This is a genomic window from Mesorhizobium sp. WSM4976, from assembly GCF_029625685.1.
Lineage (GTDB): Bacteria > Pseudomonadota > Alphaproteobacteria > Rhizobiales > Rhizobiaceae > Mesorhizobium.
The window spans coordinates 1-24,739 of the sequence record NZ_JARTVT010000031.1 but is presented as its reverse complement, the minus strand read 5'-3'; the positions used below and the strand labels follow the sequence as shown (position 1 = coordinate 24,739).

22 protein-coding genes are annotated in these 24,739 nt (G+C 61.0%); 10 read left to right on the top strand and 12 right to left on the bottom strand.

The annotated features are described in order from the left end of the window. Positions 1–18: 18 nt before the first annotated feature. The 5 genes from trbL to P9272_RS29690 are packed head-to-tail and all read left to right on the top strand — an operon-like array spanning position 19 to position 4,599. On the top strand, positions 19–1,341 hold the full coding sequence (gene trbL / locus P9272_RS29710; RefSeq protein WP_278163336.1) for a P-type conjugative transfer protein TrbL: 1,323 nt from the start codon (positions 19–21) through the stop codon (positions 1,339–1,341). After that, positions 1,342–2,073 (top strand): conjugal transfer protein TrbF, encoded by a 732-nt coding sequence (gene trbF / locus P9272_RS29705; protein ID WP_278163334.1) that lies wholly within the window; start codon positions 1,342–1,344, stop codon positions 2,071–2,073. Continuing rightward, positions 2,063–3,091, top strand: a complete 1,029-nt coding sequence (gene trbG / locus P9272_RS29700; protein WP_278163429.1) for a P-type conjugative transfer protein TrbG — start codon at positions 2,063–2,065, stop codon at positions 3,089–3,091. Before trbF ends, trbG begins: the two co-directional genes overlap by 11 nt. Positions 3,092–3,102: 11 nt before the next feature. Next, positions 3,103–4,317, top strand: coding sequence for a TrbI/VirB10 family protein (locus tag P9272_RS29695; protein ID WP_278163332.1), 1,215 nt, complete (start codon positions 3,103–3,105; stop codon positions 4,315–4,317). 12 nt (positions 4,318–4,329) lie between these two features. Then, positions 4,330–4,599 (top strand): DUF2274 domain-containing protein, encoded by a 270-nt coding sequence (locus P9272_RS29690; protein ID WP_278163330.1) that lies wholly within the window; start codon positions 4,330–4,332, stop codon positions 4,597–4,599. Positions 4,600–4,678: 79 nt separating this feature from the next. Here P9272_RS29690 and P9272_RS29685 read toward each other — a convergent pair whose 3' ends face one another. Then, complete coding sequence (locus P9272_RS29685) at positions 4,679–5,116, bottom strand: MucR family transcriptional regulator (RefSeq protein ID WP_278163328.1); 438 nt, start codon at positions 5,114–5,116, stop codon at positions 4,679–4,681. 469 nt (positions 5,117–5,585) lie between these two features. On the opposite strand from P9272_RS29685, the gene P9272_RS29680 reads away from it, so the two are divergent. Next, a complete protein-coding gene (locus tag P9272_RS29680) occupies positions 5,586–6,494 on the top strand; it encodes a nucleotidyltransferase and HEPN domain-containing protein (protein ID WP_278163427.1) in 909 nt (302 codons plus the stop codon). 499 nt (positions 6,495–6,993) lie between these two features. After that, positions 6,994–7,485: a DUF4142 domain-containing protein gene (locus tag P9272_RS29675; RefSeq protein WP_278163326.1), complete on the top strand. Its 492-nt coding sequence runs from the start codon at positions 6,994–6,996 to the stop codon at positions 7,483–7,485. A gap of 279 nt (positions 7,486–7,764) precedes the next feature. Here the strand turns inward: P9272_RS29675 and P9272_RS29670 are convergent, their stop codons facing one another. The 4 genes from P9272_RS29670 to P9272_RS29655 all read right to left on the bottom strand — a co-directional run bounded on the left by P9272_RS29670 (position 7,765) and on the right by P9272_RS29655 (position 13,028). Continuing rightward, positions 7,765–9,018: a cytochrome c gene (locus P9272_RS29670; RefSeq protein WP_278163323.1), complete on the bottom strand. Its 1,254-nt coding sequence runs from the start codon at positions 9,016–9,018 to the stop codon at positions 7,765–7,767. Further along, on the bottom strand, positions 9,015–10,781 hold the full coding sequence (locus tag P9272_RS29665; protein ID WP_278163321.1) for a GMC family oxidoreductase: 1,767 nt from the start codon (positions 10,779–10,781) through the stop codon (positions 9,015–9,017). Before P9272_RS29665 ends, P9272_RS29670 begins: the two co-directional genes overlap by 4 nt. A gap of 6 nt (positions 10,782–10,787) precedes the next feature. Further along, positions 10,788–11,543, bottom strand: a complete 756-nt coding sequence (locus tag P9272_RS29660) for a gluconate 2-dehydrogenase subunit 3 family protein (protein WP_278163319.1) — start codon at positions 11,541–11,543, stop codon at positions 10,788–10,790. Between the two features lie 291 nt (positions 11,544–11,834). Further along, on the bottom strand, positions 11,835–13,028 hold the full coding sequence (locus P9272_RS29655) for a cation:proton antiporter (protein WP_278163317.1): 1,194 nt from the start codon (positions 13,026–13,028) through the stop codon (positions 11,835–11,837). A gap of 924 nt (positions 13,029–13,952) precedes the next feature. Between P9272_RS29655 and P9272_RS29650 the strand changes: the two genes are divergently transcribed. Then, a complete protein-coding gene (locus tag P9272_RS29650; RefSeq protein ID WP_278163314.1) occupies positions 13,953–14,474 on the top strand; it encodes a sigma-70 family RNA polymerase sigma factor in 522 nt (173 codons plus the stop codon). After that, positions 14,461–15,246, top strand: coding sequence for a hypothetical protein (locus tag P9272_RS29645; RefSeq protein WP_278163313.1), 786 nt, complete (start codon positions 14,461–14,463; stop codon positions 15,244–15,246). The genes P9272_RS29650 and P9272_RS29645 overlap by 14 nt, the downstream gene beginning before the upstream one ends. A 205-nt stretch (positions 15,247–15,451) precedes the next feature. Here the strand turns inward: P9272_RS29645 and P9272_RS29640 are convergent, their stop codons facing one another. Next, the gene (locus P9272_RS29640; RefSeq protein ID WP_278163311.1) at positions 15,452–15,655 is read right to left on the bottom strand and encodes a hypothetical protein; all 204 of its coding nucleotides are present in this window, start codon (positions 15,653–15,655) and stop codon (positions 15,452–15,454) included. A gap of 324 nt (positions 15,656–15,979) precedes the next feature. Between P9272_RS29640 and P9272_RS29635 the strand changes: the two genes are divergently transcribed. After that, positions 15,980–16,255: a hypothetical protein gene (locus tag P9272_RS29635; protein ID WP_278163309.1), complete on the top strand. Its 276-nt coding sequence runs from the start codon at positions 15,980–15,982 to the stop codon at positions 16,253–16,255. Between the two features lie 63 nt (positions 16,256–16,318). On the opposite strand, the gene P9272_RS29630 is transcribed toward P9272_RS29635, so the two are convergent. The 6 genes from P9272_RS29630 to P9272_RS29605 all read right to left on the bottom strand — a co-directional run bounded on the left by P9272_RS29630 (position 16,319) and on the right by P9272_RS29605 (position 24,446). Continuing rightward, a complete protein-coding gene (locus P9272_RS29630; protein WP_278163307.1) occupies positions 16,319–17,626 on the bottom strand; it encodes an AcvB/VirJ family lysyl-phosphatidylglycerol hydrolase in 1,308 nt (435 codons plus the stop codon). 25 nt (positions 17,627–17,651) lie between these two features. After that, positions 17,652–20,198 carry a bifunctional lysylphosphatidylglycerol flippase/synthetase MprF gene (gene mprF, locus P9272_RS29625; RefSeq protein WP_278163305.1) on the bottom strand — a complete coding sequence of 849 codons (2,547 nt, stop codon included), beginning with the start codon at positions 20,196–20,198 and terminating at the stop codon, positions 17,652–17,654. 406 nt (positions 20,199–20,604) lie between these two features. Continuing rightward, a complete protein-coding gene (locus tag P9272_RS29620) occupies positions 20,605–22,161 on the bottom strand; it encodes a Do family serine endopeptidase (RefSeq protein ID WP_278163303.1) in 1,557 nt (518 codons plus the stop codon). A gap of 209 nt (positions 22,162–22,370) precedes the next feature. Then, a complete protein-coding gene (locus P9272_RS29615; RefSeq protein WP_278163301.1) occupies positions 22,371–23,330 on the bottom strand; it encodes an ABC transporter permease subunit in 960 nt (319 codons plus the stop codon). Continuing rightward, the gene (locus P9272_RS29610; RefSeq protein WP_278163299.1) at positions 23,314–24,255 is read right to left on the bottom strand and encodes an ABC transporter ATP-binding protein; all 942 of its coding nucleotides are present in this window, start codon (positions 24,253–24,255) and stop codon (positions 23,314–23,316) included. The genes P9272_RS29615 and P9272_RS29610 overlap by 17 nt, the downstream gene beginning before the upstream one ends. Further along, on the bottom strand, positions 24,252–24,446 hold the full coding sequence (locus P9272_RS29605; RefSeq protein ID WP_347404078.1) for a hypothetical protein: 195 nt from the start codon (positions 24,444–24,446) through the stop codon (positions 24,252–24,254). Before P9272_RS29605 ends, P9272_RS29610 begins: the two co-directional genes overlap by 4 nt. Between the last annotated feature and the right edge of the window lie 293 nt (positions 24,447–24,739).

Sequence of the window (24,739 nt, the reverse complement as noted above, 5' to 3'; positions counted from 1 at the left end):
CACGAGGAAGGCGGCGACATGAAGGACCTCGGGGTCATCGATCGCTTCATGGAGACCTTTATCCGCTATATCGACAGCGGGTTCGGTCTGCTCTCGGGCGAGGTCGCCTTCCTTACCACCACCCTGATCGGCATCGACATCACGCTTGCAGGCCTGGCTTGGGCGTTGGGGGGCGAACCCAACATTTTCGGCCGACTTATCCGCAAGGTGCTCTATGTCGGCGTCTTCGCCTTCATCTTGAACAACTTCAAGAACCTCGCCGACATAATTTATCGCTCGTTCGCCGGCCTCGGCATCAACGCGTCCTCGGGCAATCTCTCGGCCGACAATCTCCTGCATCCAGGCCGCATCGCCGCGACCGGTTTTGAGGGCGCCTGGCCGCTGCTTGATCAGGCGAGCCAGCTTCTGGGTTTCCCCGAAATCTTCGGCAATGCGCTCACCATCTTCGTGCTGCTGGTGGCCTGGTTTCTGGTCATCATCGCGTTCTTCATTCTGTCGATCCAGCTGTTCATCACCATCCTCGAGTTCAAGCTCACCACGTTGGCCGGATTCGTTCTGGTGCCCTTCGCACTCTGGAGCCGGTCGGCGTTCTTGGCCGAACGCGTGCTCGGCAATGTCATCTCGTCGGGTATCAAGGTGATGGTACTCGCCGTCATTGTCGGTATCGGCTCCACGCTGTTCGGCGAATTCGCTTCGGCTCTGCAAGGCAAGGAGCCTGATCTGGCTGCCGCCATGTCGCAGGTGCTAGGGGCGCTGGCACTGCTTGGCCTCGGCATTTTTGGTCCTGGGATCGCCTCGGGTCTTGTCTCCGGCGCGCCGCAGCTCGGCGCGGGCGCAGCGCTCGGAACCACTGCGGCCGCTGCCGGATCGGCGCTCGTTGCCGGGGGAACGGCATTTGCCGGTGCGCGCATGGCAACCGGCGGGGGGCTTGCCGCAATCCGAGCCGGTACGGCCATGGGTTCGGCTGCTTCCGCGGCGTGGCAGTTGGGACGTGCAACCTCGTCCGACGCCGGCCTGTCAGGTGTGGCTGCTGGAATGCAAGGTGTGGCAAGCGCCGCCGGCGGCGCTGTGATGCGAGCAGCAGGATCCGTCGCGGGAACTTTCGGGCCTAGCGTCAATGCCGGGCGCGAAGCCGCATGGACCGCCAGCGGCGGTGCGCCGACCGCGTCCATGACCGGAGGTCCGGCCGGTTCTGCCTCGAATACCGCGCCCAATTGGGCGAGACGCATGCGTTCCGAACAGACCGCTCGTGCTCATCGCCACGCCGCCGTGCAAGCCGTCCGCGAAGGTGACAGGCCGGGCGGCAGCGCTAATCCCTCTCTCAAAGACAAGGACGACTAGATGTTCTTCAAGCGACCCGTTCAACTTTACGGCAAGACGCCCGAGCCGGTCACGCCGTATCAGAAGGCCGGCCAGCTCTGGGATGAGCGCATCGGCTCATCGCGGCTGCAGGCCCGCAATTGGCGGCTGATGGCGCTTGGCTGCCTGGCCCTGGCGACCGGGCTCTCCGTTGGTCTCGTTTGGCAGTCGATGCAAAGCAGGGTGGTGCCTTACGTCGTCGAGGTCGATCGGTTTGGCGAGGCGCGTGCGGTTGCACCGGCAATCCAGGATTACCAGCCTTCCGATGCCCAGATCGCCTGGCATCTCGGCCGCTTCATTCAGAATGTGCGTTCCGTTTCCACAGATCCGGTGTTGGTGCGGCAGAACTGGTTGGCAGCCTACGACTTTGCCACCGACCGCGCGGCACTCTTCCTCAATGAGTACGCCAAGGCGAACGACTCCTTCGGGCAGATCGGCACACGCAGCGTGTCGGTGCAGGTGACCAGCGTGGTCAGGGCTTCCGACAGCTCGTTCCAGGTCAAATGGACCGAGCACGTTTTTGAGCGCGGCAGCCTGGCCAGCACGACGCGCTGGACTGCGATCCTCACCGTCGTGATCCGTCCGCCGAGCAACACCGAGCAGCTGCGCAACAACCCGCTCGGCGTCTTGATCAACGCCATCGCCTGGTCGCGTGAACTCGACAGCGCCACGCCAACATCCGTTTCCCCGAAGGAGCCCGATAATGACAAATAGAGCCCCATCGCTACGTGCCGCGCTGATCCTGTCAACGTCGGCAGCCCTCCTTTCGGCTTGCGCATCGAAGCCGGTGCCACCGCCTGAAATTTCCTATGACACTGCCGACTTCAAAGCAGCGGCAATCGAGAAGCCGCCGGAGAAGCCGGTCAAGATCGTCGAGGTGCCAAAGCCGCTGCCTTTGCCCGGTCAGTTGCAGTCTGATCCAGGAAAGGTCGTCGAGAATAAACGTTCCCCTGAAGAACGTGTCGCGGACGCCAACAGGGCGGCGACACAGCAGCCCACCAAATACGGCTATGTCAATGCGGTCCAGGTCTATCCCTTTGCCGATGGCGCGCTTTATCAGCTCTACGCAGCACCCGAGCGCGTGACCGATATTGCCCTACAACCCGGCGAAAAGCTGACGTCAGTGTCCGCAGGCGATACGGTGCGTTGGGTCATTGGCGACACCGTCAGCGGCACTGGTGACAATCAGCGCACCCATGTGCTGGTAAAACCCTTCGCGCCAGGACTCAGCACCAATTTGGTGATCACCACGGAACGGCGGACGTATCACCTGCAGCTTCAAAGCACTGACAAGACCGCAATGGCGGCAATCTCATGGATCTATAGCGAGGACCAGATCATCGCGTTGCGGCAGCGCAACGCTCAAGCCGAGGCTGTCACGCCGGTCGCATCGAATGTGGCGCTCGAGAATATCCGCTTCCGCTATGCGATCAGCGGCGACACACCGCCTTGGAGGCCGACGCGTGCCTTCGACGACGGCAACAAGGTCTATATCGAATTCCCGGGCCGCATCGATCAGGGCGAGGCGCCGCCGCTCTTCATCGTCGGAGCCGACGGCACCAACCAGCTCGTCAACTACCGCATGCGCGGCAACTACTACATCGTCGATCGCCTCTTTCCCGCGGCAGAACTGCGGCTCGGCTCCAAGCAGCAGCAGGTCGTGCGCATCACCCGGACCGATGGCCGGCAACCGCCGCGGCGGATCTCTCTGTTTTCTCGTATCGGCAGGTGATGGGAGCGCACATGACTGACACGTCCCATTCCGCCGCTCCGCCGAAGCTTGATCCAGCGCAGCTGCAGCTGCGCGCTTCGCCGCGACGCGCCGTGCGGTTCAGGCGCGGCGTGATCATTGCGATCGCTGCAATCGGATCCGGTGCCATATTCGGCATCACCATGGTCGCGCTTAGGGCCCCAGCTCTGCGTATCCAGGACTTGACGGAAGATCGGTATAACACTGAACGCAAGCCGACAGCGGAGGGGCTTGATAGCCTGCCTAAAGACTATTCCGCAATCAAACCAGAGGCGCCCACGCTTGGACCGCCACTACCCGGCGATCTCGGCCGCCCCATACTTGAGCGGCAACGCCAGCTCGGCATTGCGCAGGGGCAGGAGGTCTCCGCCGAGGAGCAGCGCCTTGCCCAGCAGGCGATCGAGGCGCGCGAGTCTCAAGTCATGTTCCGGATCGACAATCGACCCAAGCAGACCGATGCCGCGAGCAACAGGCAGGGTGCCGAGCAGCCATTTGAGGCACTTCCGGAAGCGGGTGTCTCCCGCGCGTCAGCTTCTATTGCACCAGCCGAGGGCGACCAGAACAACCAACAGCGCAAGCTGGATTTCATCAATCAGCAGGACAGAAATGGGATCTACAATCCGCATGCACTGCAGACGCCGGCTTCGCCCTATCAGCTCATGGCCGGGAGCGTGATCGCGGCAAGCCTCATCACCGGCATCAATTCGGATTTGCCCGGTCTAGTCGTCGCGCAGGTCACCGAGAACGTGCACGACACCATCACAGGTGGCACCTTGCTGATCCCTCAGGGCTCACGGCTCATCGGCTCCTATGACAGCGTCGTCGCCTTTGGCCAGAAGCGTGCTTTGCTGGTCTGGCAGCGAATAATCCTGCCCGACGGCTCGTCGATCGAAATCGACAATCTGCCGGCAACGGACGCCGCCGGCTACGCCGGGCTCGAGGACGAGGTGGATTTCCACACCTGGCAGCTGATCAAGGGCGTGGCGCTGGCCACGTTGCTGGGTGTCGGCACTGAGTCGAGCTTTGGGGACAATGAGAGCGACCTCGTCAAGGCGATCCGGCAATCCACTCAGCAGAATGTCAGCCAAGCAGGTCAGCGCATCACGGAAAAGAACCTGAGTATTCAGCCGACAATCACCATACGCCCCGGTTGGCCGCTGCGCGTCATTGTGCACAAGGACATCGTGCTGCGGCCATATACGGGTTGAAAAGGAGGGCTCATGGCATACCTGAAATTAGGAAAGCTTCCCGATCGGACACCTTCGAAGATCACTATCACCGTTAGCGCTGACCTCAACCAGGCTCTGAGCGACTATGCGGCGCTTTATCGTCAGACCTATGGTGAGTCTGAGACCGTGGCCGAGCTCATCCCATTCATGCTGGCTGGATTTTTGGAGGGCGACCGAGCGTTCGCCAAGGCCAGAAAGGAAGGTTTGCCATCCGCCGGCGCTCCGGAAAAACCGCGGCGGCAATCGGCAGACCATGCGTAGCGCGGGATGTGCCGAGGAGGGCAGGGTTGGACCTGGTCACGCTGCCTTCCGCCTGTGCGATCGTCGGTCAGAATACAGGTTAGGCTTTCGCCTTACGCTTCGAAGTAGGCTTCTTGACCGGAGCGGCCTTCCTTCCCAAACCCAACGATTTCGCAAGCGCTGATCGGGCAGCCGAATAATTTGGGGCAACCATGGGATAGTCCTTTGCCAGGCCCCACTTCGCCCGATATTCGTCGGGCGTCATCCCGTGCCGGGTTGCCAGGTGGCGCTTGAGTGACTTGTATTTCTGACCGTCTTCAAGGCTGATGATGTAGTCCGGGAACACGGACCTCTTGGGATTGACTGCCGGCTTCTGAACGGGTGCTTCTACCGGAGTTGTCTGTCTAATATTAGACAATGCCGAATTCACGCTGGCGATCAAATCGGGCAGCCCAGACACTGGAACCGCGTTCTTCTGGACATAGGCGGAAACGATATCGGCAGTAAGTTCGATGAGATTATTGGTTTCTTCGGACATCGTAACGCTCCTGGATTGAAAACCGATAGGTTCATATCGCCCAATCGCCGGATCTGCAAGAAAGACAGCCAGCCGAGGATTGAATCAGCTCGAATTATCGTCGCACCCTTTGTTCGCAGCGATTTCCGCGTGCCCTGTGGCGACGAGCGTACGCCAATCTTCGGCATCTCGCAGCATCGCACGTTCCGGTCTCAATCCGACAGCTGCTGCTCCGATTGCACCACTACCTTCGCTTACCTCGTAACGCTCCACCAGCCCATCGCCGAATAGCCGCGCGATATGGGCAGGCACCTGTGGGTGGCAATTTATGCTATTGCAACTGAGATGGTTGCGCAGCACAACCCAGTCAGGCGCCGTGGCGGCTCGGTTGGAGGCGTGCCCTCTGATTACGATCCTCTGTCACGTACCGCGATGGCAGAGCGTTATAACGGTCGACCTATTACCGGTCCGGATGCAGCAACCAGCGATGATGAAGACCAGCATCGATCATCTGCCCGAGCACAAGCAGCGCGAGCTTGGCCGAGTCGTTGAGATTCTGCACGAGGAGTTCGACGATGCGCTAGACAACGGAACAGCCGAGTTCAAGAAGAAGGGCCGTGTTCTTAAGGTCATCCTGTTCGGTTCCTATGCGCGCGGCGACTGGGTCGACGAGCCGCATACGATGAAAGGCTACCGATCGGATTACGACCTCCTGATCGTCGTCAACAACCGTAAGCTTGCTGATTTCGCATACTGGTACAAGGCAAAGGACCGGCTCATTCGCGATAGGGGCGTCAAAACGCCGACCAGCTTCATCGTGCATTCAAGGCGCGAGGTGAACACGGCGCTGCGGGAAGGTCAATATTTCTTCACCGACATTCGCCGCGAGGGCGTCGTGCTATACGAGCTTGACGAAGAGCCCTTGGCCGAGCCGAAGCCGCTTACGCCTGAGGACGCCTACGAGGCGGCGAAAGAGCACTTCGACAACAGATCCTCGGGGGCTCGAAATTTCTACACGCTGTTTTCAGCTGCCGTTGAGGGAAAGATGTGGAAGGAGGCCGCTTTCCTTTCGCACCAAGCGATCGAACACTCCTACGCAACCCTGTTGCTCGTCCTGACCAACTATAGCCCACCCTCGCATAAGCTGACGTTTCTCCGCGCTCTTGCGGAAGATCAACATCGCGGGCTTGCGGAGGTCTGGCCGCGCGACCAGCAGCGCTACCGTGCCTGGTTCAACACGTTGAACGAGGCCTATGTCAAAGCCCGCTATTCCAAGCACTACACAATCAGCGAAGAAGCTCTCGAATGGCTGGGGGAGCGCACAGCCGAACTGCACAGGCTTGTCGAAGAAATCTGCAGGATTCATCTGGCGCGGTTGAAGGAAGCTGTGGAACACTGACCTCGCGCGATGGTTTCGAGGGTGGCTCAGCGTGTTCTCCCCGCTTGCCCTCGAATGGCAACCTTGCGCCTCATGTCAGCCATAAGCGTTAGCTTTGAGTGGGATTGCGCTCGCGTCGGCAAGTAGCCCGAATACGAGCGCTCCCGAGGCGCATCCCGAGGACGGTTGCTTTGCCAAGGCCTTACCTTTGCCGCCAGGCTTCGGCGGTCCTCTCGGCCAGGCCAAACGCCTGAAGGCTCTTCACTTGGCAATGATCCTCTTCAGCGTTGGAAATGATCCGGCATGGGTGAAGTGGCAGCCGACGGGTGCGAACAAGAGGAAGGCGCTGCGCGACCGGCTCGCGCTTGAGCCGTTTTCTCCTCGGCCGACCACGTGCCGCCCTTGCGCTCGATGCCCTCCCGCGTGACCAGCCCCTGGTTCGCTTCATCGGCGGAACAAGCGGCGGTGTTGACATTTCCGGCTTTAGCAAGACGGTCCGAACCCGATGAAAGGCAGCACAATGTCGAACAAAACCGTACTGGCCATTGCCGTTCTGGGCGTGGCATGCATGACGGCCGCCACCGCTCAAGCAAAGAGCGACAAGGATTTCCTGACGGATGCGATCAAGGGCGACAATTCGGAGATAATGCTGGGCAACCTTGCCGCGGATAAAGGCGGCAGCAAGGACGTGCGTTCCTTCGGCGATACGCTCGCGACCGACCACGGCAAAGCCAAGCAGCAGGCCGCGGCCGTGGCGCGCAGGATGAATGTGCCCGTTACCGATCAGATGACGGATGAGGCCCGACAAGGGCAGAAAAAGCTCCAAGGCATGTCCGGCGCCGAATTCGACAAGGAGTTCGCCAACTACATGGTGTCGGACCACAAGAAGGATATTTCCGAATTCGAGGATGAAGCCAAGTCCGGCAAGGGAAGCGTGGCGAAGCTCGCGAAGATGACACTTCCCACGCTTCGCAAGCACCTCCATATCGCGCAGTCGCTGCAGAAGGGCTGACCGCGCAACCGCCGGCCAGCCCTGCGCTGCTCGACGGCGCCGGGCCCGCCCGGCCATGAGCCGCTGAACCGGACAGCCAGTCGGGAACGCGCCGAAACCGAAAATGGTAGCGAACATGGTTGTTGAAGAAGCGGCCTTTCACAAACGCCGACAGCTGACGCCTCGGGCGATTGTAAAATACCGGATGAGATGCGGCTGGATCCAGCAAGCCGGGCTGGGTCTGGCGAGACGTCTGGGACGTTCGACGCCATCAATTTCAAAGCAGGGATGCGGCTTCAGCTAATACGCGCTGGTCTTGGCCTCGACGGAGCTGCGGAGGGCTTTGACGTCGCCCGCCTCAACCGGAGCCGCTTTGTTTCCCCAAGCGTTTCGAATGTATGTCGTCACTGCGGCGATCTGGTCGTCCGACAGCTTCCAGCCGAACGAGGGCATCGAGAGCGCATTTGGATTTCCTGGACCCGATGCTCCATGTCCCCCGTTGAGCACCAGGCGCACGACCGAAAAAGGCTGGCGCGACTGCACGGCGGCGCTTCCCTTCAGCGAGGGGAACATGTTCATCACGCCGTCCCCTCCAAGCTGATGGCAGCCCGAGCATTGGTCTATGTAGATGTTCTTCCCTGCGCTCATCACGTTGTCAGTAGGCGCGGCCGTGGCGTACGCGGCTGAAGCGGGCAGCGATTTGAGATACACCGCAATTGCCTTCAGGTCGCCGTCGGTCATTTTGGACGTTGAGTCTTGGATGACTGGGACCATCGGGCCGTAGGCGGTGGTGCGCTTGTTACGGCCGGTCTTGAGGAACTCAACGATATCCTGCTCGCTCCAACTGCCAAGGCCGGTGCGGGTATCGCCGGTCAGGCTGGGCGCGAACCAGTTCTGGATCTCCGATCCCTGATAGCTTTGCGATGTCTTGGCTGCGCCGAACACGTCCTTCGGTGTGTGGCATGCACCGCAATGACCCAAACCTTCGACCAGGTAGGCGCCTCGGTTCCACTCGGCGGACTTGTTCTTGTCCGGCTCGAATTCGCCCGGGGTGAAAAACAGCCCGTTCCAACCGGCCATCGAGAAGCGGTGGTTCAGCGGCCACGGAAATTCATTGGGGCGCTGGACCGACCGCACCGGTTCCAGGGTGCGCAGATAGGCGCGAATGTCGTCGACGTCCTCGCGTGTTGCCCTGGTGAACCAGGGATAAGGAAAGGCGGGATAGAGCCGTCTCCCATCGGAGGCGATTCCTTCGTGCATGGCGCGATAGAACTGTGCTTCGGTCCAGGCGCCGATGCCTGTTTCGGGGTCAGGCGTTATGTTGGCCGAGTAGATCGTGCCGAAGGGCGTTTCGATCGGCCTGTTGCCGGCGAACGGTTTGCCGTCCTGCGCTGTGTGGCATGCCTCGCAGTCCCCGGCGGCCACCAGTCGGCGGCCGCGCTCCTGCTTTGCGAAATCGCCGATCTGGCCATGTGCCATCGGGCCAAACGCGAGCGTTCCCGCGCCGATCAGGACGGCGCCTACGACAAGGGCAGGAAGCGCACGCCGGCTCATGACTGCACCAGCGGGCCGGGATGCTTCAGATACTGGTCGCGGATCGCTGTTGCCGCCCATAGGGCAAGCGCGCTTACCGTACCGGTTGGGTTATAGCCGCTGTTGTGGGGGAAGGCGCTTGCGCCGACGACAAAGAGGTTGGGCACGTCCCAGTGCTGCAGATAGCGATTGACGACGCTTTCACCTCGGTTGGCACCCATGATCGCGCCACCCGTATTGTGCGTCGTCTGATAGGGGGCGATGTCATAGTGCGGCCCGCGGGGCGCCTTCTTGATTTCGCGCGGCTTCATGGCGTTTGCGATGTCCACCATCTTGCCCATGGCGAAGTCCTGCAGCTTCAGCTCGTTCTGCTTGAAATCATAGGTCATGCGCATCAGCGGTCGGCCATAGACGTCGCGGTAGGTCGGGTCGAGGTCAAGATAATTGGCCTTGTTCGGCATCACCGCGCCCATCAGGGATATGGACATCGAGGTCAGATAGTTCTTCACGAACGCCCGCTTCCATTCAGCGCCCCATTTCGGCGTGCCCTCCGGGACCAGTTCCGTCTCGATCGGTCTCCCGGTCGTCATGTACCCGGCAATATAGCCGCCATGTATGAAGCCGAGCCCGGTGTGGTCGAAATTGTCGCCATTCCAGTCATCGACAATCATGCCTAGCGCGCCTGCGCCTACGAAGGGGTTGAGGATCTTGTCATCGAAGAAGATGTCGACCGAAGGCGTGAGCTGATAGCAATAATTCTTGCCGAGCGTTCCCTCGCCGGTCGCCGGATCGTACCTGGTGCCGATCCCGGACGTCATCAGCAGGTGCACGTTGTGGAGGATGTAAGCACTAACTATGACGAGCTCCGCCGGCTGCTCGAATTCGTTCCCATGGGCATCGACGTAAGTGACACCCGTGGCTTGCCTGCCAGAGCCATCGAGATTGATCCGGGTCACCTCGCATTCGGTTCGCAGGGCGAAATTCTTGTTCTCCATAAGTACCGGCAGAATTGTCGTCTGGGCGCTCGCCTTGGAGTAATTGCCGCAACCGAACTTTTCGCAGAAGCCGCAATAGGTGCAGGGCGCCATGCTGACGCCCAGCGGGTTCGTATAGGCCTGGGACATGTTGCCGGAGGGGCAAGGGAATGGATGCAGCTTCAGGGACTGGGCTGCCTCGCCGAACAAGACAGGACCGTAGGTTTGCTTCATCGGAGGCGTTGGATAAGGCTTGGAGCGTGGGCCTTCGAAAGGATTGCCTCCGGCTTGCTTCTGGCCGCTTAGATTGCCGGCCTGGCCCGAGATGCCGCAAAGCTCTTCCCAGCGTGTGTAGTAGGGTTCGAGTTCGTCATAGGTGACGCCCCAATCCTGAAGCGTCATATCCGCCGGGATCATGGTCTGCCCATAACGAGCAGCGGTCTGACGGCGGATTTCAAAATCATATGGCAGGAAGCGAAAAGCCTGGCCATTCCAGTGCAGGATCGAGCCGCCGACACCGGTGCCGGGCAGGAAGGAGCCGAGACGGCGCATCGGCAACGCCGTCTGGTCGGGCGTGTTGCGGAACGTCAGCGTCTCCTGGGCTGTCTGCTCGAACAGGTGTCCCCGGTAGCGATAACGCAGTTCGTCCTGAATGAAGGTTGGCGCGAAGTCGGTGCTGGTGTCGCGCCAGCTGCCGCGCTCGATCGCAAGCACCTGATGACCGGCCTGCGTGAGTTCCTGCGCCATGATTGCCCCGGTCCAGCCGAAACCGACCAGCAGCACGTCGACGGTTGGGAGTCTCTGCGCCATCAATCGCTAGCCCGTGCTGTCCCACCCTGGGCGGCCGCGAATGCCGACCGGCGGCTGGTCGTAGCGTTCGCCATGCCTGTCGACCCAATCCAAGTAATTGTAGCGGGCGCCGGGAAAGCCGAGCATCTTCCAGCCCGCCATGTCCTTGTTGCCGCCATAGATCGGGTCCGAGAACATCCCTTCCTTGGTGTTCTGCCAAAGCATCTTGAAGAAGGTCTTGGCATCGGCACCGCGGAGATCGAGCTTTCCGCCTTCGAGGTCCGACAACATGGCGTCCTGCGCCTGCGCCGAAAGGTCTGCGAAAAGCTTGCCACCTATGGAAGACATCGAATGTTCGTCTATTGCCTTGATGGCCGCCCAGAGATCCGAAGGCGTCATGCGCGACTGAAAGCCCTGCGTCTTCTCGCCCTTTGCCCAGGGGCCCTGCATGTACCAGCTGCCCGCTCGGCCATAGGCCCCGGCAAGCTGGTGGTCGATGAACAGCGGGACGCCGCATGCGTTTGCGCCGGGGCCGAGGTCGTCCTCCGGAATAAGCCTTTCGGTTGCCGCTTCCACAAAAGCAGCCTCCTTGGGCGTGAAGAATACATAGCCAGGCTTTTCGAGCGGGGCCGGCGCATCCGCCTGATGAGGTAGCCAGGGATCGCCGTTGCCGCCTTCCAGTTCGCGAGCAGCGGCCGCACCCCCTCGCAGCGCCACGGAGGCGGCAGTCACCGAGACGCCAGCCGTAAGGATCTGGCGGCGACTGAACGCGTTGGCGGGCATGGGAATTCCCTCGGCTAGTCCTGTGCTAAGCAAGCCGGAGCCCGATTGTTCCCGAACACACGAAGTCGTGATTGACCGTTCCTGAGCCAGTCAAACCATCGCGAATTCGGATGGTCTCAAGGGTCTAGAGCCTTTCACTTTTTGACGGAAGCGGATCCGGCGTTTGGGAAGTAGTTCTTGCATTCGGCTTCCTCGATAGTTTCGACGAGGTTGCCGATGTGGCGCTAGTCCGACCAGCAGGAAGAATACTGCCATCGCATTAGCGAGGTTGTTCCTCCCTCGGGACGCAGACTACTCAGCTTTCGTTGCGGTAAGCCCTATCTTTTTGATAAACCACGGCATTGTAAGGCCCTGGACAAAGATCGAGAAAGCCACAACGGCAAAAGCCGTGACGATGATGGCGCCGCGCTCCGCTATGCCTTGAGGCAATGCAAGGGCCAGCGCCAATGCGAGCGCTCCGCGCAGACCGCCCCAGACCAGAACGTGCTGATATTTAGGATCAACCTTCAACGACGTTGGCTTGAGCATCGCACAGAGAGGATAGATAGCGAGAACCCTGCCGACCAGGACGAGCGCGATCGCAACCGCCGAGCTGGTCGCGAAGATGCCTAAGGGCTGGTGGGCCTCGTGGCCGCCAATCAGGATGAACACAATCGAATTTGCGAGAAAGGCGGCGTATCCCCAAAAGGCAAGCACATGGCTTCGTGCATTGGCCGATATCGCACCTTTCCAACCTACATTTCCGACCAGCAAGCCCGCGGTGAGCGTCGCGAGTACGCCCGACATGCCGAGTTTCTCGGCGATCAAAAAGGATCCGTAGGCGGCGATTGTGGTCAGCGTAATCTCCACGAGGTAATCCTCGGTCCGGCCGGCGATGATAAGGAGCACCGCCGCGACGGCCCCTCCGACGGCAATGCCTCCCGCGACGATCCAGACGAAGGATGAAGCAATAGCCCCAGGCGTGGCGCTGGCGCCGGAAGCAACCCCCACCAGAATCGCGAAACCGACCGCGGCCGCGCCGTCGTTGAGCAGGCTTTCGGACTCGACCAGCAGGGCGAGGCGTGGCTGCACCTTCATCTCCTTGAACGCAGCCAGGACCGACACCGGATCGGTCGCCGCTATCAGCGCGCCGAAGAGACCTGCACCCATCCAACTCCATCCGAGCAGCCAGTGCATTCCGAGCGCAACGACAGCCGCGGCGATAGCCACCCCCGGAAAGGCCAACAAGGCGGTCACCGGCAGGTTAATGCGAAAATGGCGCCATTCGATTTCAAGCGCGGCCTGGAAGATCAGCGGGGGCAGGAACACCGTAAAGATCAGATCACGGCTCAGAGGCAGCTCTGCTCCGCCCGGGACGAAGCTCAGTGCTATCCCGGCCGCCACCAGCCCGACGCTGTAGGGAAGTCGCAGGCGCCTCGATATTATGGCAACAAGCGAGGCCGTCAGGAGGATAAGCCCAAGCGCGGGAATAGAGAGTTCGTCCATGCCGGATTATGCTTAGGCGGAAACGGTTTCGGCAACTGCCGATGATCATGGAAGCGCCCAGCGGACGGAAGCCTAGAAGCTACCCCGTGCTGGTGGTTCGAATAACCACACCACAACAAGGAGACCCATAAGGAAGAGTGCGATCTTCAGAGGCCTATCCGTATGAGTAGCGACTAGCAGCGTCCATGGAATTGCCAACTCATTTCTTTCTCAGGCATCTGATGTTCCCTTCATGCGGCATGGATTTTGTGAACTTGCGTCCCTAACCCCCCAACGCTCCGCGGTGTGGAGAAAGACTATTGCAATGCCGTCGGCTTTCTTGGCGCGAGCGCAAGATTAAAGAAAGCCGGCAATTGATGGCGCTTATCAGGGATGGAGGCGGTCGTGTCCGGGGAGTCCGGCAGGAGCACGACCATTCGTACCTGGCGTCTCGGGAAGAGCGGCCTGCCAGCTACCAGGAATATCAGGGCCAGACCGCATATAACCAAAATTGCGGCGAACGCGTTTGCAATGATCTCGCCCAGCCGCATCCTGACCCGCCTCACTTTTGCTGACTGCCGACGCCGGCACATCTATTCATACCGTCGAGCAGGCGATCTTATTCCTTCTCCACCGCGCCACTGAGCGGTTCCCTCGCAACTATTTGGACCGATCCTGGAATAGTTTTCGGCCGACCTAGGTAAATGATCCAGGTGGGAGGAGGCACGACGAGGAGACGAAGCGAAGGCATATCGGAAATGGGGAGCGGCGCAAGCGTCTGAGGATTCATGGCACTCAGATCTTGCAACCGGGAGGAGCACGCTCCCATTCGGCCCAGCGGTAACTGTCCCTGACCGCTGGGCCGTCCATCTTGCAAAGCATCATCCGAAGGAAAGATTCCTGAGGTGACTCAAGAGGCACATTCTTGGTGACATGAAAGCTAAGTTGGACGTCATACCGCACCTCGAGGATCTTTGGCGCTACGGTCGTGTCCTGACCGGCAACGACTCTGATGCGGATGATCTGGTCCAGGAGGCGCTTGCGCGTGCCCTCACAATGGCCCGCAGCTACGACAGTTCTCGTCCCTTGCTCCCCTGGCTCATCACAATTGTTCGCAACACGTTTCTCACCCATTCCAGCCGGGCTATCGCCACCCGGCAGCGCCTGGCCTCTTTCGCGGATATGTCCGAGCAGTCCTTTCCGCCATCGCAGGAGCATTCGGCTGAACTCGCGAATATACAAAGGGCGCTGACCCGAATGCCGGCCGAGCAGGCTGAAATACTGCATCTGGTTGGAGTGCTGGGCTTCACCTATACGGAAGCGGCGGAGTTGCTGGGGGTACCGGCGGGAACGGTGATGTCCCGCTTGAGCCGCGCTCGTGCGGCGCTGAAGCACAACCTGGAAGACACCGACGGCGGGACTTCTCGCCCGTTCAAGATCGTGGGAGGGCGCGATGCGAACCACTGATGGAATTTCCGAAGAGGATATCAGCCGGCTGTTGGATGGTGAGTTGTCACTTTCCCAAAGATCCGACCTGCAAGCCCGGCTTGCGCGTGAGCCGGAATTGGCTGCCGAGGTCTTTGCTCACGCACAGCGTATGGAGGCGTTGCGCGCCTCCCAACCGAGGCGGCTGTTTCCGCCCGGCGCGAGCGTGGAGAAGGCCAAGCAACTGGAGAGCGCCTTTCGCCGCAGGAAGCTGCTTGGCCTGCTCCGCCTTCAGGTCGCCGCGGTCGTGCTGGTGGCGATCGGCTGGTCGGCCAACTCATTAACCGTGCCACTTCGCCAGGGAGGCAAGAAAGCCGATGAAACCTTCATCCTTGCCGCCCGAGATGCCTTGCGGGTCGCGCAACTCAATGCCGGGCCGGAGAGGGGCGTTGAGCCTAAGCAGGACAAGATCGAACGCCTGGTCGGCGCCGTCAACGTCAGCATGCCGACCCTCCCGTCTGCGTGGGTGGTCAAGGATGTCCAAGTGCAGCCGTGGAATGGGAAACAAAGCCTTGTCGTCACTGCCGACACGCCAAGCGTTGGCCGCATCACCCTCGTCGCCGCCCCAATGAACGGCGAGGATGCAGTGCCGCCGACTCCGGCCACCGACGGGCGCGTGCCCACGGTCTACTGGCAATCAGGAGGAACTGCCTATGCCCTGATGGGCTCCGCCGCGCCGGACCGCCTCGAGGTGGAGGCAAAGCAGATTGAAGTCGCCACGCGGAGGAATGTTGCTCCCAAGACAAGAGGTTGATCCTCGTCCAGCGTTGAACCGCGTTCCCAACCACCATCAGCTATCCCCGCTGCCTTCCCGTTTCGGCGCGTCGCTTTCGATGAGGCCTCAAGAAGAGCTGTGCGATGAACGTTTTGTCCTTTGAACGAAGATATTATCCTTCAAAATGTCCGATCTGCGCTGGAGCGGCTTTGGAGGCCGAAATCACGCGGCGCAAGGTCGAGTTTCAGTGTGCTTCTTGCGGCGCCTTTGAAATCACGTCGGCGGCGCGCTCCGCGATGAGAGGGCTCTCGTCAGAAAGTCGTTCGGTGTGGTTGTCACAGGCCAGATTGCAGTATTCGACGATGCCATTGGTAGCCTGCGCGAACGAGACGCAGTCGCAAGGCAGATCGTGAGAATCGGGGTCGCGATGCTGGGGGAGTGCGGCCACGCGGGCCCGGCGTCGAGCTGGGTGATGCCGGGGTGTAGCAAACGCGGCCCGCAAACTGAACGACTACGAACAAGTTGGCCTGATCGGGTATCCCTGCGACGGAGACTAAATTGCGGCGCTTGGCGCGAACCACCGTCAGGGCTGACTGCTCGGAGGCGAGTTGTGTGGACTGAACAGTGCTGTTGTTGCCGATCAGGCAGCGGCCCTGCCGCGTTACTACCCGCAGGGTTGCCGCCTTGTCCTGGCCACTATCAGGGGCGACTGGGTGATCGCCGTGCGCAGTTATGATGCGGCTCAAGCGAACGAACAGTCCGATTTGCCGTCATGACCAACGAAGCCGGCGGTCGAAAGCCGCCTTCGCTTGGCGATACACGTCCTGCCGATATCCGAGCCGCGGCAATGCTGCGGGAATCCGGATGGATGTCGTTCGACACCGGCATCGAAGCGGCGCTGGCCGCAGCCGCTGCTGAAATGAGCGTCGGCAGATCGGAGGTCATCCGACTTGCCGTTCGTGAATGGCTGGAGACGCGCCAACGCGAAAGTGACCGCTCGGCCAAGCCGGACCAGTCTGGGACTGAGAGAGCTGGTGCCGACGCCTGAGAAATCCTTGAACGGTCGATCAACGTTGAACAGGACCCAGCCCTATCACAGATACGGCCGTTGTTACTGCTCCTTTCGCCGGTTCAAGCCCTCAAGTATCCTCAAGGCAAGTCTGGCATAATTGCCATCGAAGTGATGCCCTCCGGTGGTTTGGATGATCTCGGCCCCTCGCCCGGCCAGCTCCGGACACAAAGAGTCGGTCTCCTCCTGTCCATAAAAGCACTGTACGAGGTTTGACGGGACCTGTTTGATAGCCGGCGCGACGGGGAGCGCTTCCGCGCTTGGGGCCGCGCCAAGCCACCCCGCGACGCGGATCTGCCAGTCCGCGGCATCTGCGAAACCGAGAAGCGAAATCTCGGCGACATGTGATTTGATGTCGGCGTCAAGGAGATTGTAAGCGAAAGGCAGAACGTCTGCGCCGAACGAATAGCCCACCAGCGCGACCTTATCCGCATGCCATTTCTCTGTGTACGTCTGGATTACGGCGCTAAGGTCGGCTGCTGTCTGTTCAGGCGATTTCTTGCTCCAGAAGTACCGGACACTGTCCCATCCAACGACCGACACACCGCGAGATTGCAGCTCTTCTGCGATGGTCTTGTCGAGATCCCGCCAACCTCCGTCGCCGGAAAGCACCACCGCCAAAAGGTCGGATGGTTTCGCTGACGGCAGTTCGATCAACGGAAGGTCCGAAATCCCGGTGGCTTCGGCTTTGGCGAGATGGGGCTGAAGCAGTGAAGCCAGCCCGTCGGCTGGCGTTCCGGCGAGCAGCGTGAACGCCATTGGTGTACCCTCGTTTTCGAGATCCTTGATATGCGTGCGGGCATCGGCGGCTTCGCTGGCGGTGAGGCCAACGCTCCAGAACCCATTGAGGGTCTTGGTCGGTCCATAGACGTAGCCAGCATCGTGTTTCGACGCGGCGCCCGCCCCGCAAAGCGGGCGCTTGCCGGGCAGCGTCAGGCTGGGATCCACCGATATGGCCCCTGCTAACGTGTTCACTGGAGATTGCGCCAGGATCAGTCCCGCAAGTGTCCCGCCTGTGCCAACGCCCGCGACGATGGGAAAATGATATTGGAGGCCGCTATGCTGCCGCTGCAGCTGCCGGCTGAGTCCCTCGACATCGCCGACGAGATTGTCGCACGCCTGGTCCCCCTTGGTCAGATTGTTCAAATAGGTTCTGGTGTCCACGCCAACGGCGAGCGCGCCTTGCGCCCCAAGCGCATCGAGCCCGACCTTGTCCGCTTGGGTCCATCCGGCCACGCCGGAAAACAACACGACATAGCCTCGAATTTCGCCGCCCGGAACCACGACCTGAACGTCGCCAAATCTGCCGCCGTCGAGTGCTAGCGCTGGCATTGTCAGCAAAAACCACATTGCTGCTGCGCAGGGGGCGATCGACCTACGCACCTCGCCAATACCTTCTGGAGCCCTTGAAGTTCAGGCCTATCAGGCCTGCCGCGTCCGCCAATGTCACAAATGGACCCAATGTGCCCGATGCTGCAAGGTAGCGCGGCTCCCAGACCGGATTGAACTTGTCCTTGAACGCCCGCAGCCCACGGAAGTTGTAGAACGGTGTTCCATAGCGCCAGATAACGGCACCTAGCCAGTGCCATCGCGATGACAGCGGTGCCGGCAACACTCCACTCAGCGGCGCAACGCCAAGGCTCAGGGTTTGATAGTGCATCCTCTTCAGGTGATCGATCAGTTGCGTGAAGAGAAACTCCATCGCGTAGGAGGATGCCCCTGGCGTGTGTCGCATCAGCCCGATGGATGCTTCCTTTCGCGATTGCGTGGTCATGATGGTGGAAAAGGCGACAGGCACTTCGTGCTGCCGGACCAGGGCGATCATCTGCGACCCAAGGTATCCGGGTTCGAAGGCCGCGATCGAGAATCCTTTTTCCTCCGTTCGCCGCGACCGCAGCCAAGCGGCCGAGATGTCGGCCAGATCATCGACGACAGGGGCCATTTGGTGCGGCGCAAGAAGCTCAAATGTCAGCCCGTCGCGTTCGCCGCGTTTGAGCGCGTAGCGAAGATGCGCGGCAGCTCGGCCTCTTAGCTCGAAGCTGGCGACCTGCACGCAGGCTTCCTCGCCAAGTTTCATGACCGACAGGCCCGCATCCAGGTAATGCCGCAAAGTTTCGGGCCGAACCTGGTAGAAGGCGGCTCTCCCGCCATGGCTGGCAGCCAGGGTCACGAACCGCGTGATGAGTTCGTGCCAATCCTCGACCGGACCGACCGGATCGAACAGGGCAATCCAGCTGCGTCCTCTTTTGCCGTACATTATGAAGGCGTTGCCCGAATCCGAAAATAGCAGGCTCTTGTCGCCCATCATCGCCATCATCGCCTGACTTCGATCCTGCTCATTGATGATCCGTGCCGCATGGCCAAGAGCGTCGGCATCAGGACGCGGGGCGAGCCCCTTCGGCGGACGAAGCAGCTGCCAAAACCCAATTGCGGTGGCGAGAACGGCGGCGCCGAGCAGCGCCCGCAAAGCGCGAGGCGCCTGTGCGTCAAATTCAAACTCCCACCACAGATCGTGGGTCGTGTAGTCCGCGGTCCGGAAGGCAACCAGGAAAATCGCGGTCGCGCCGATGACTATGAGGCCAACGGTGGCGAACCACCCCAGCGTAAAGGCTTGGCCCAGCATCGAGGCCGGCCTATCGAACTGGCGCCTTGTTGTTATCAGGAGGGTTAGGACGATGGCAAGGAAACCGGCTTCCCCGTAGGCAAGCCCTTTGGTGAGGGACAGGCAGAGGCTCGCCGTGGCGATTGTGATTGCGATCCACCAGGCCCCGTCACGCCGCTCGAAGAGCCCCCGCGCAACGAAGAGGAACACGATACCGAGCAGGCTGCCGAGGAAGTGAGAGGTCTCGACAACCCACAACGGCAGACGCATCGAAAGAATAGCAAGCCGGTGCCCAAAAGTCGGTGTTGCGCCGGAAACCAGCAGCATAATGCCGGTGGCAAATGCAATCACGCCAATGAACCGTGGCGCAAGGCGGGCGGCCGCTAAGACCAGGCGCTCGTCCGCGGCAGCACTCTGCTGGGACCCGATCGCAAAGCGAACTTCAAACACGGCGAGCAGCGCAGCCGAGACTATCAGCGGCATTGCATAATAGATCCCGCGATAGGCCAGCAGGGCTGCGGCGATCTGATCTGCGGCCCCCGCCCTGCCGAAGGCCCAGAAAACCACGGCTTCGAATACCCCAATGCCGCCCGGCAAGTTGCTGACGGCGCCAAGCGCCGTCGCCGCCGAGAAGATTGCAGCGAAGCTGAAGAAGTTTGACGAGCCGCCCGGCAGCAATACCCACAGCGCGGCTGCGGCACTCACAAGACGAATACCCGAAAGGCCAAGCTGGATTGCAGCAAGTTCCTTCGGGGGCGCCGGCAGGCAAAAGCCGCCGAGATGGATCGGCTTGCGAAGGCCAAACAGCACCAGTGCCGCAACACAGACCAGGGCAGCGCCGGACAATATCGACAGAAGCGCCGTTGGCCATCCGAGGAGGTGCGCTACCGACTTTGCCTCAAGCAGGGCTGCCAGTCCTCCAAAGCCCGTGAGGCCGAGGGCGTATCCGGCTGCGATAAATAACAACAGGCGTGCAATGTCCTGGGACTGAACACCAACAGCGCCGTAGATGCGGTATCGCACTGCTGCACCTGTAAGTGTGCCGAATCCGGCGGCGTTGCCCAAGGCCGTTCCGCAAAATCCTGCGACTATAGGCGCAAGCCGAGGAAGCTGGGCTCCCACATAACGAACTGCGGTCACGTCACGCCCAATCAGGGCGGCAAAGCTCACCATCGTAGCAAGGATCGACCATCCGATTGCGGCTGGCGGAAGGTGCTTCAAAACGTGTACGAACGCTTGATAGTCAATGGTTTCAGCAATGCTGCCAAAAGCAAAAACGCTAAGGATCAGAGCAGCAAACATTGTGATCGAAACGGCCACGCGGCGCGCCCTGACAAGAAGGGGGCGAGCCGGCAAGGATATATGATCCGCCTGTGCTGACCTGTCGTTTCGCTCCGCAGCGCCATCGCCCGCGCTGCGGATTCTTGTGCCGATGGCTGGAGCTTCCTCTCGTGCTGACACGGTTCAATCTCGGCTGCCACGGCGATGCCACGCGCTGCTTTGAAGGTGCAGATTCGCGATAGCACTTTCACTTTGAATTTCGGGGCTATGCGCTGTGCCTCGACACGTGCTCTGCCCTTACTGCGCAGCATTTTGCGTGTCAGCAAACAAAGACGTGAACGGCCTGTGATGGCACCGTCGGGTCTTTTCAGTGCGCTGGCTGTGAAGACCGGCGCACTGGAAAGTCAAATTGTCTCCGAACTGATCCCTGGTTGTGGAACCAGGATCAGCCCTTGCCGACCGGCAGCGCGACAAAGCGGTTGCTGTCGTTGCGGGTTATCTGCATTAGCACTGCCCTGCGCCCGGATTTCACCGCATCGGCCATTGCCTGGTTGACGTCGTCGGCGCTGTTGACAGCGGCCGAATTGATCGAGGTGATGACGTCGCCGGGCTGGATGCCGCGGTCAGCGGCGGCACTATCTGGATCGACGTCCGTAACCACGAGGCCCTTGCCCTTTTCCGCCTTGGTGACGGTCAGGCCGAGAGCGGTCAGTGTGTCAGGCTTGGCGGCGGGCGCCGACTGCTTGTTGTTCTGGTCGTTCGAGGCTTGCTTGTCGCTCGAAGGCAGCGTGCCGAGATCGACCTTGACGGTCTCGTTCTTGCCGTTGCGCCAGACGGTGACGTCGACCGACTTGCCCGGCGCGAACGCACCGATCATGCGGGCGAGGTCCTTCGGCGAGGCGACGTCCTTGCCGTCGACCTGGGTGATGACGTCACCGGCGGCGATGCCCGCCTTCTTGCCCGGGCCTGCGTCCTGGGCGCTCGAGACCAGCGCGCCCTTGTCCGATTTCAGGCCGAGCGACTCGGCGATGTCGGAAGTGACCGGCTGGATCTCGACGCCGAGCCAGCCGCGCTGGACAGAGCCGCTCTTCATAAGGTCCTGGACGACCTGCTTGGCGGTTGAGGCCGGGATGTCGAAGGCAATGCCGACGCTGCCGCCCGACGGCGAGAAGATGGCGGTGTTGATGCCGATCACCTGGCCGTTGAGGTTGAAGGTCGGACCGCCCGAATTGCCGCGGTTGACCGATGCGTCGATCTGGATGAAGTCGTCATAAGGGCCGGCGCCGATGTCGCGGCCGCGGGCCGAGACGATGCCGGCGGTAACGGTGCCGCCGAGGCCGAACGGATTACCTACTGCAACCACCCAGTCACCGATGCGGATCTTGGAATCGTCGGCGAAGTCGACATAGGTGAACTTGGTGCCGCCGCCATCGACTTTCAGCACGGCAAGGTCGGTGCGCGGATCGGTGCCGATCAGCTTGGCGTCGAACTCCTTCCCGTCTTTGGTGACGACGCTGAAGTCCGAACCTTCCGACACGACATGGTTGTTGGTGACGAGATAGCCGTCGTCGGAGATGAAGAAGCCCGAGCCCTGGGCAACCGGGCGTGGCTCGCCATTGCCGTGGTTGCGGTGGTTGAACGGGCGCATGCCGAACTGTTGGCCGCCCTGGTCGCCGAAGCCGCGGAACTCCTTGAAGAAGCGGCGCAGTTGCGGATTGTCGGGAAGGTTGTCCATTCCCTCGGAGCCCCAGTCGGAGCCATTGTCGGCCGTCGGCTGGATCTTGGCCTTGACCTTGACGCTGACGACTGCAGGCGACACACGTTCCACGAGATCGGCGAAGCCGGGGACCTGCGCGGCCTCAACGTGGACGGCATCGGCCATGACAGGCGTTGTGCCGGTGGCAAAGGCGCCGAAGCCAATCGCCCCGGCGACAGCTACGGAGGCAACGGCGGCCATTAGACGGTTTCGGGTGCTCGAAGATAAACTGAAGGAATTTTTCATGACTTCGTATCCTCTAGAAGATTCCTGCCCCAACGGGCGTGATCCTGCATGAGTAAATCGGTACACATTACGACGTCATTTCCAGCGTATGAAATTTTAGTAACGTTTTCCGAGCGATTCATATTGGTACCCACTCGAGCTGATCTATAGCAGACGATCCCGCTGACGCGGTATCTCCCCCCTGATCAAAAGACCGGGTTTCGACGGTCCTACGCTCGTATCTCTTGTCTCTGAAACGAAACGTAGGCGACCGTAAACATCACAAGGAGCGCCGCGATCATGGCAGCGAGCTGCGGCCAGATCAGAGCCACGCTGAGTGAGAAGGGCAGGGGTGCTCCCATCAGCGCCCCGCTCAATTGGCTGGTCAGCAGCAGGCCGAGCGAACGCGTTGCGGGATTGAGCAAGCCGAGGGTAACTTCGCTGTAGAGTGTGTTGGGTGAGACGCGTGCAATGGCCTGCTGGATCTCGATCTGGTGCACTGCCGTCATCGGATCGAGAGGGTCGATCGGCGCGACGGCGCCGGCGATCAGCGGCGCCAGCATCGGCCAGAATACGGCAAACAACAGCCATATGGTGAGCGCGCACAGCGCCGATGTTGCCGGTGATTTGACGAGCGTGGAGCAGGCCACTGCGACCGCCAGCCAGACGCCGGCGTAAACCAAGGAAGCGAACAGGAAGGCAAGGCCGCGGGCGATCTCCTCGCCACCGGGTGGCAGTCCGAGCAGCAGCATGCCAAGACCGGTAACCATCAGCCACAGAGCCACGAGGCAGATGGCGATAACCAGCAGCCCGCCGAGGAACTTGCCGGTTAAAAGCGCGTCGCGGTAGATTGGCTGAGACAGGATGCGCGACATCGTGCGGCGGGTGTATTCGCCGTTGATAGCGTCGAAACCGAGCGCGATCGCCACCAAGGGAATCAGGAAGCCGAGGAAGAAGACGAAGGACGGCAACGGCTGCTGCGCCGTGGTGAACAGGCGCAGAAACAGGAACTGGTCCTCGCCGATGGTGGCCTTGATCTGGCCGATGGCGGCATAGACAGAACCGATCGCGGTGAGGAGCACCAGCAGCATTACCAGATGGATGCGGATGCTGTTCATATGATCTGCGGCTTCCTTGAGCGCGATGGTCGACAGGCCGGTGAACGGCGATCCTTCACGCCGCGATGTCATGGTTTTCTCCTTCGAAAAAGTGGACATAGACTTGGTCAAGCGTGGCCTGACGTATGGTGATGGACTGGAGGGCGCCGCCGGCGCCGACGACCCGTCGGGCAATGTCGGCCCTGACATCGGCGTCGGCATCGACACGCCAGCGCCCTCCCTTCAACGGCGCCAAGCCGGATATATGCGGGACTCCGGCCAGTGCGTTGATGAGATCGACGTTCTGTGCCTCGAGCTCCACTATATGCGTGCCGCCGAGCACTTCGGAGGTGAGGTCCTCGATCTTGCCTATGAGCCCGATACGGCCTCTCCGGAAAAGTGCGACACGGCTGCAGATCGTCTGCATCATCGCGAGCAGATGCGAGGAAAGCACGAACGTCACGGCCTCGGCCGCCAGATCCCGGATCAGGTCCAGCAGTTCCTGTGTCGATTGTGGGTCGAGGCCCGAGGTCGGTTCGTCTAGGATGGCGATTTCGGCCTGCTTGACCAGCACCTCGGCAAGACCGAGCCGCTGGCGCATGCCGCGTGAGAAGGTGGCGACGCGGCGACGAGCAACATCGGCCAGGCGCACCCGCTCCAATGCGCTGGCGATGCGCTTGTCGGCCTCCGTCGAGACCAAGCCTGCAAGCCTCGCCGTGTAGGCAAGATTTTCCCAAGCGGTCATGTGATCATAGAAGCCGATCTGGTCCGGGAGGTAACCGACCCGGCGTTTGACCGAGAGCGGCTGGCGCAGGGGATCGAGCCTCAGCACCCGGATCGAACCGGCGGTCGGCTCGGTGAGCCCGAGCAGCAGCAGGATCGTGGTGGTCTTTCCCGAACCGTTCCGGCCGAGCAGGCCGAAGACCTCGCCTTTCTCGACAGTGAGGTCGATGCCGTCAACCGCCGGAAATCGACCGTAGCGCTTGACAGCGCCGCGCGCTTCGATGACCGGGCTCATCGGCGTCCATACCGCGTTACAGCGAAAGCGAGCATCAGGGCGGAAGCGCCGATGACGCCGAGGCCGGTTACGCCCCACAGCGTGGACGTCCTGACAGTCACCCGGAAGTTGGCGCTATCGGATGCACCCTCGCCATTGGCTCGGACCGCGACCATGTAGTCGCCGGCAATCGCCTGCGTTGAAGGCGTCATCGAAACCCCGACATCGGATGTCCCGCCGGGCGCGATCTCTTCAGCTCGCCATCGCAAGCGTCCCAACGCTGGGCTAGCTTGGCGGAGCTTGGGTCGCGGGGCCGCGGGATGAGCAGCTAAAGGTCATCGGAATCAGCGGCCGCTTTGTTCGCGCCCATCATAACCTGCTTGAGATTCTTCCGCAGTTCCTCGCGGCGCTGTTTCTTGTGCACGTTGGCTCATCAGGCAACCTCACGATTGCGTTGAATCAGTTTAAGAGCTGATTGGGCGTTGGTCCCGCGCCACCGTGACGA

Bases quoted from the DNA above. Each gene is read 5' to 3' on its own strand.
- trbL (WP_278163336.1), top strand. From the start codon at position 19: ATGAAGGACCTCGGGGTCATCGATCGCTTCATGGAGACCTTTATCCGC.
- trbF (WP_278163334.1), top strand. From the start codon at position 1,342: ATGTTCTTCAAGCGACCCGTTCAACTTTACGGCAAGACGCCCGAGCCG.
- trbG (WP_278163429.1), top strand. From the start codon at position 2,063: ATGACAAATAGAGCCCCATCGCTACGTGCCGCGCTGATCCTGTCAACG.
- P9272_RS29695 (WP_278163332.1), top strand. From the start codon at position 3,103: ATGACTGACACGTCCCATTCCGCCGCTCCGCCGAAGCTTGATCCAGCG.
- P9272_RS29690 (WP_278163330.1), top strand. From the start codon at position 4,330: ATGGCATACCTGAAATTAGGAAAGCTTCCCGATCGGACACCTTCGAAG.
- P9272_RS29685 (WP_278163328.1), bottom strand. From the start codon at position 5,116: ATGTCCGAAGAAACCAATAATCTCATCGAACTTACTGCCGATATCGTT.
- P9272_RS29680 (WP_278163427.1), top strand. From the start codon at position 5,586: ATGAAGACCAGCATCGATCATCTGCCCGAGCACAAGCAGCGCGAGCTT.
- P9272_RS29675 (WP_278163326.1), top strand. From the start codon at position 6,994: ATGTCGAACAAAACCGTACTGGCCATTGCCGTTCTGGGCGTGGCATGC.
- P9272_RS29670 (WP_278163323.1), bottom strand. From the start codon at position 9,018: ATGAGCCGGCGTGCGCTTCCTGCCCTTGTCGTAGGCGCCGTCCTGATC.
- P9272_RS29665 (WP_278163321.1), bottom strand. From the start codon at position 10,781: ATGGCGCAGAGACTCCCAACCGTCGACGTGCTGCTGGTCGGTTTCGGC.
- P9272_RS29660 (WP_278163319.1), bottom strand. From the start codon at position 11,543: ATGCCCGCCAACGCGTTCAGTCGCCGCCAGATCCTTACGGCTGGCGTC.
- P9272_RS29655 (WP_278163317.1), bottom strand. From the start codon at position 13,028: ATGGACGAACTCTCTATTCCCGCGCTTGGGCTTATCCTCCTGACGGCC.
- P9272_RS29645 (WP_278163313.1), top strand. From the start codon at position 14,461: ATGCGAACCACTGATGGAATTTCCGAAGAGGATATCAGCCGGCTGTTG.
- P9272_RS29635 (WP_278163309.1), top strand. From the start codon at position 15,980: ATGACCAACGAAGCCGGCGGTCGAAAGCCGCCTTCGCTTGGCGATACA.
- P9272_RS29630 (WP_278163307.1), bottom strand. From the start codon at position 17,626: ATGTGGTTTTTGCTGACAATGCCAGCGCTAGCACTCGACGGCGGCAGA.
- P9272_RS29620 (WP_278163303.1), bottom strand. From the start codon at position 22,161: ATGAAAAATTCCTTCAGTTTATCTTCGAGCACCCGAAACCGTCTAATG.
- P9272_RS29615 (WP_278163301.1), bottom strand. From the start codon at position 23,330: ATGACATCGCGGCGTGAAGGATCGCCGTTCACCGGCCTGTCGACCATC.
- P9272_RS29610 (WP_278163299.1), bottom strand. From the start codon at position 24,255: ATGAGCCCGGTCATCGAAGCGCGCGGCGCTGTCAAGCGCTACGGTCGA.
- P9272_RS29605 (WP_347404078.1), bottom strand. From the start codon at position 24,446: ATGACGCCTTCAACGCAGGCGATTGCCGGCGACTACATGGTCGCGGTC.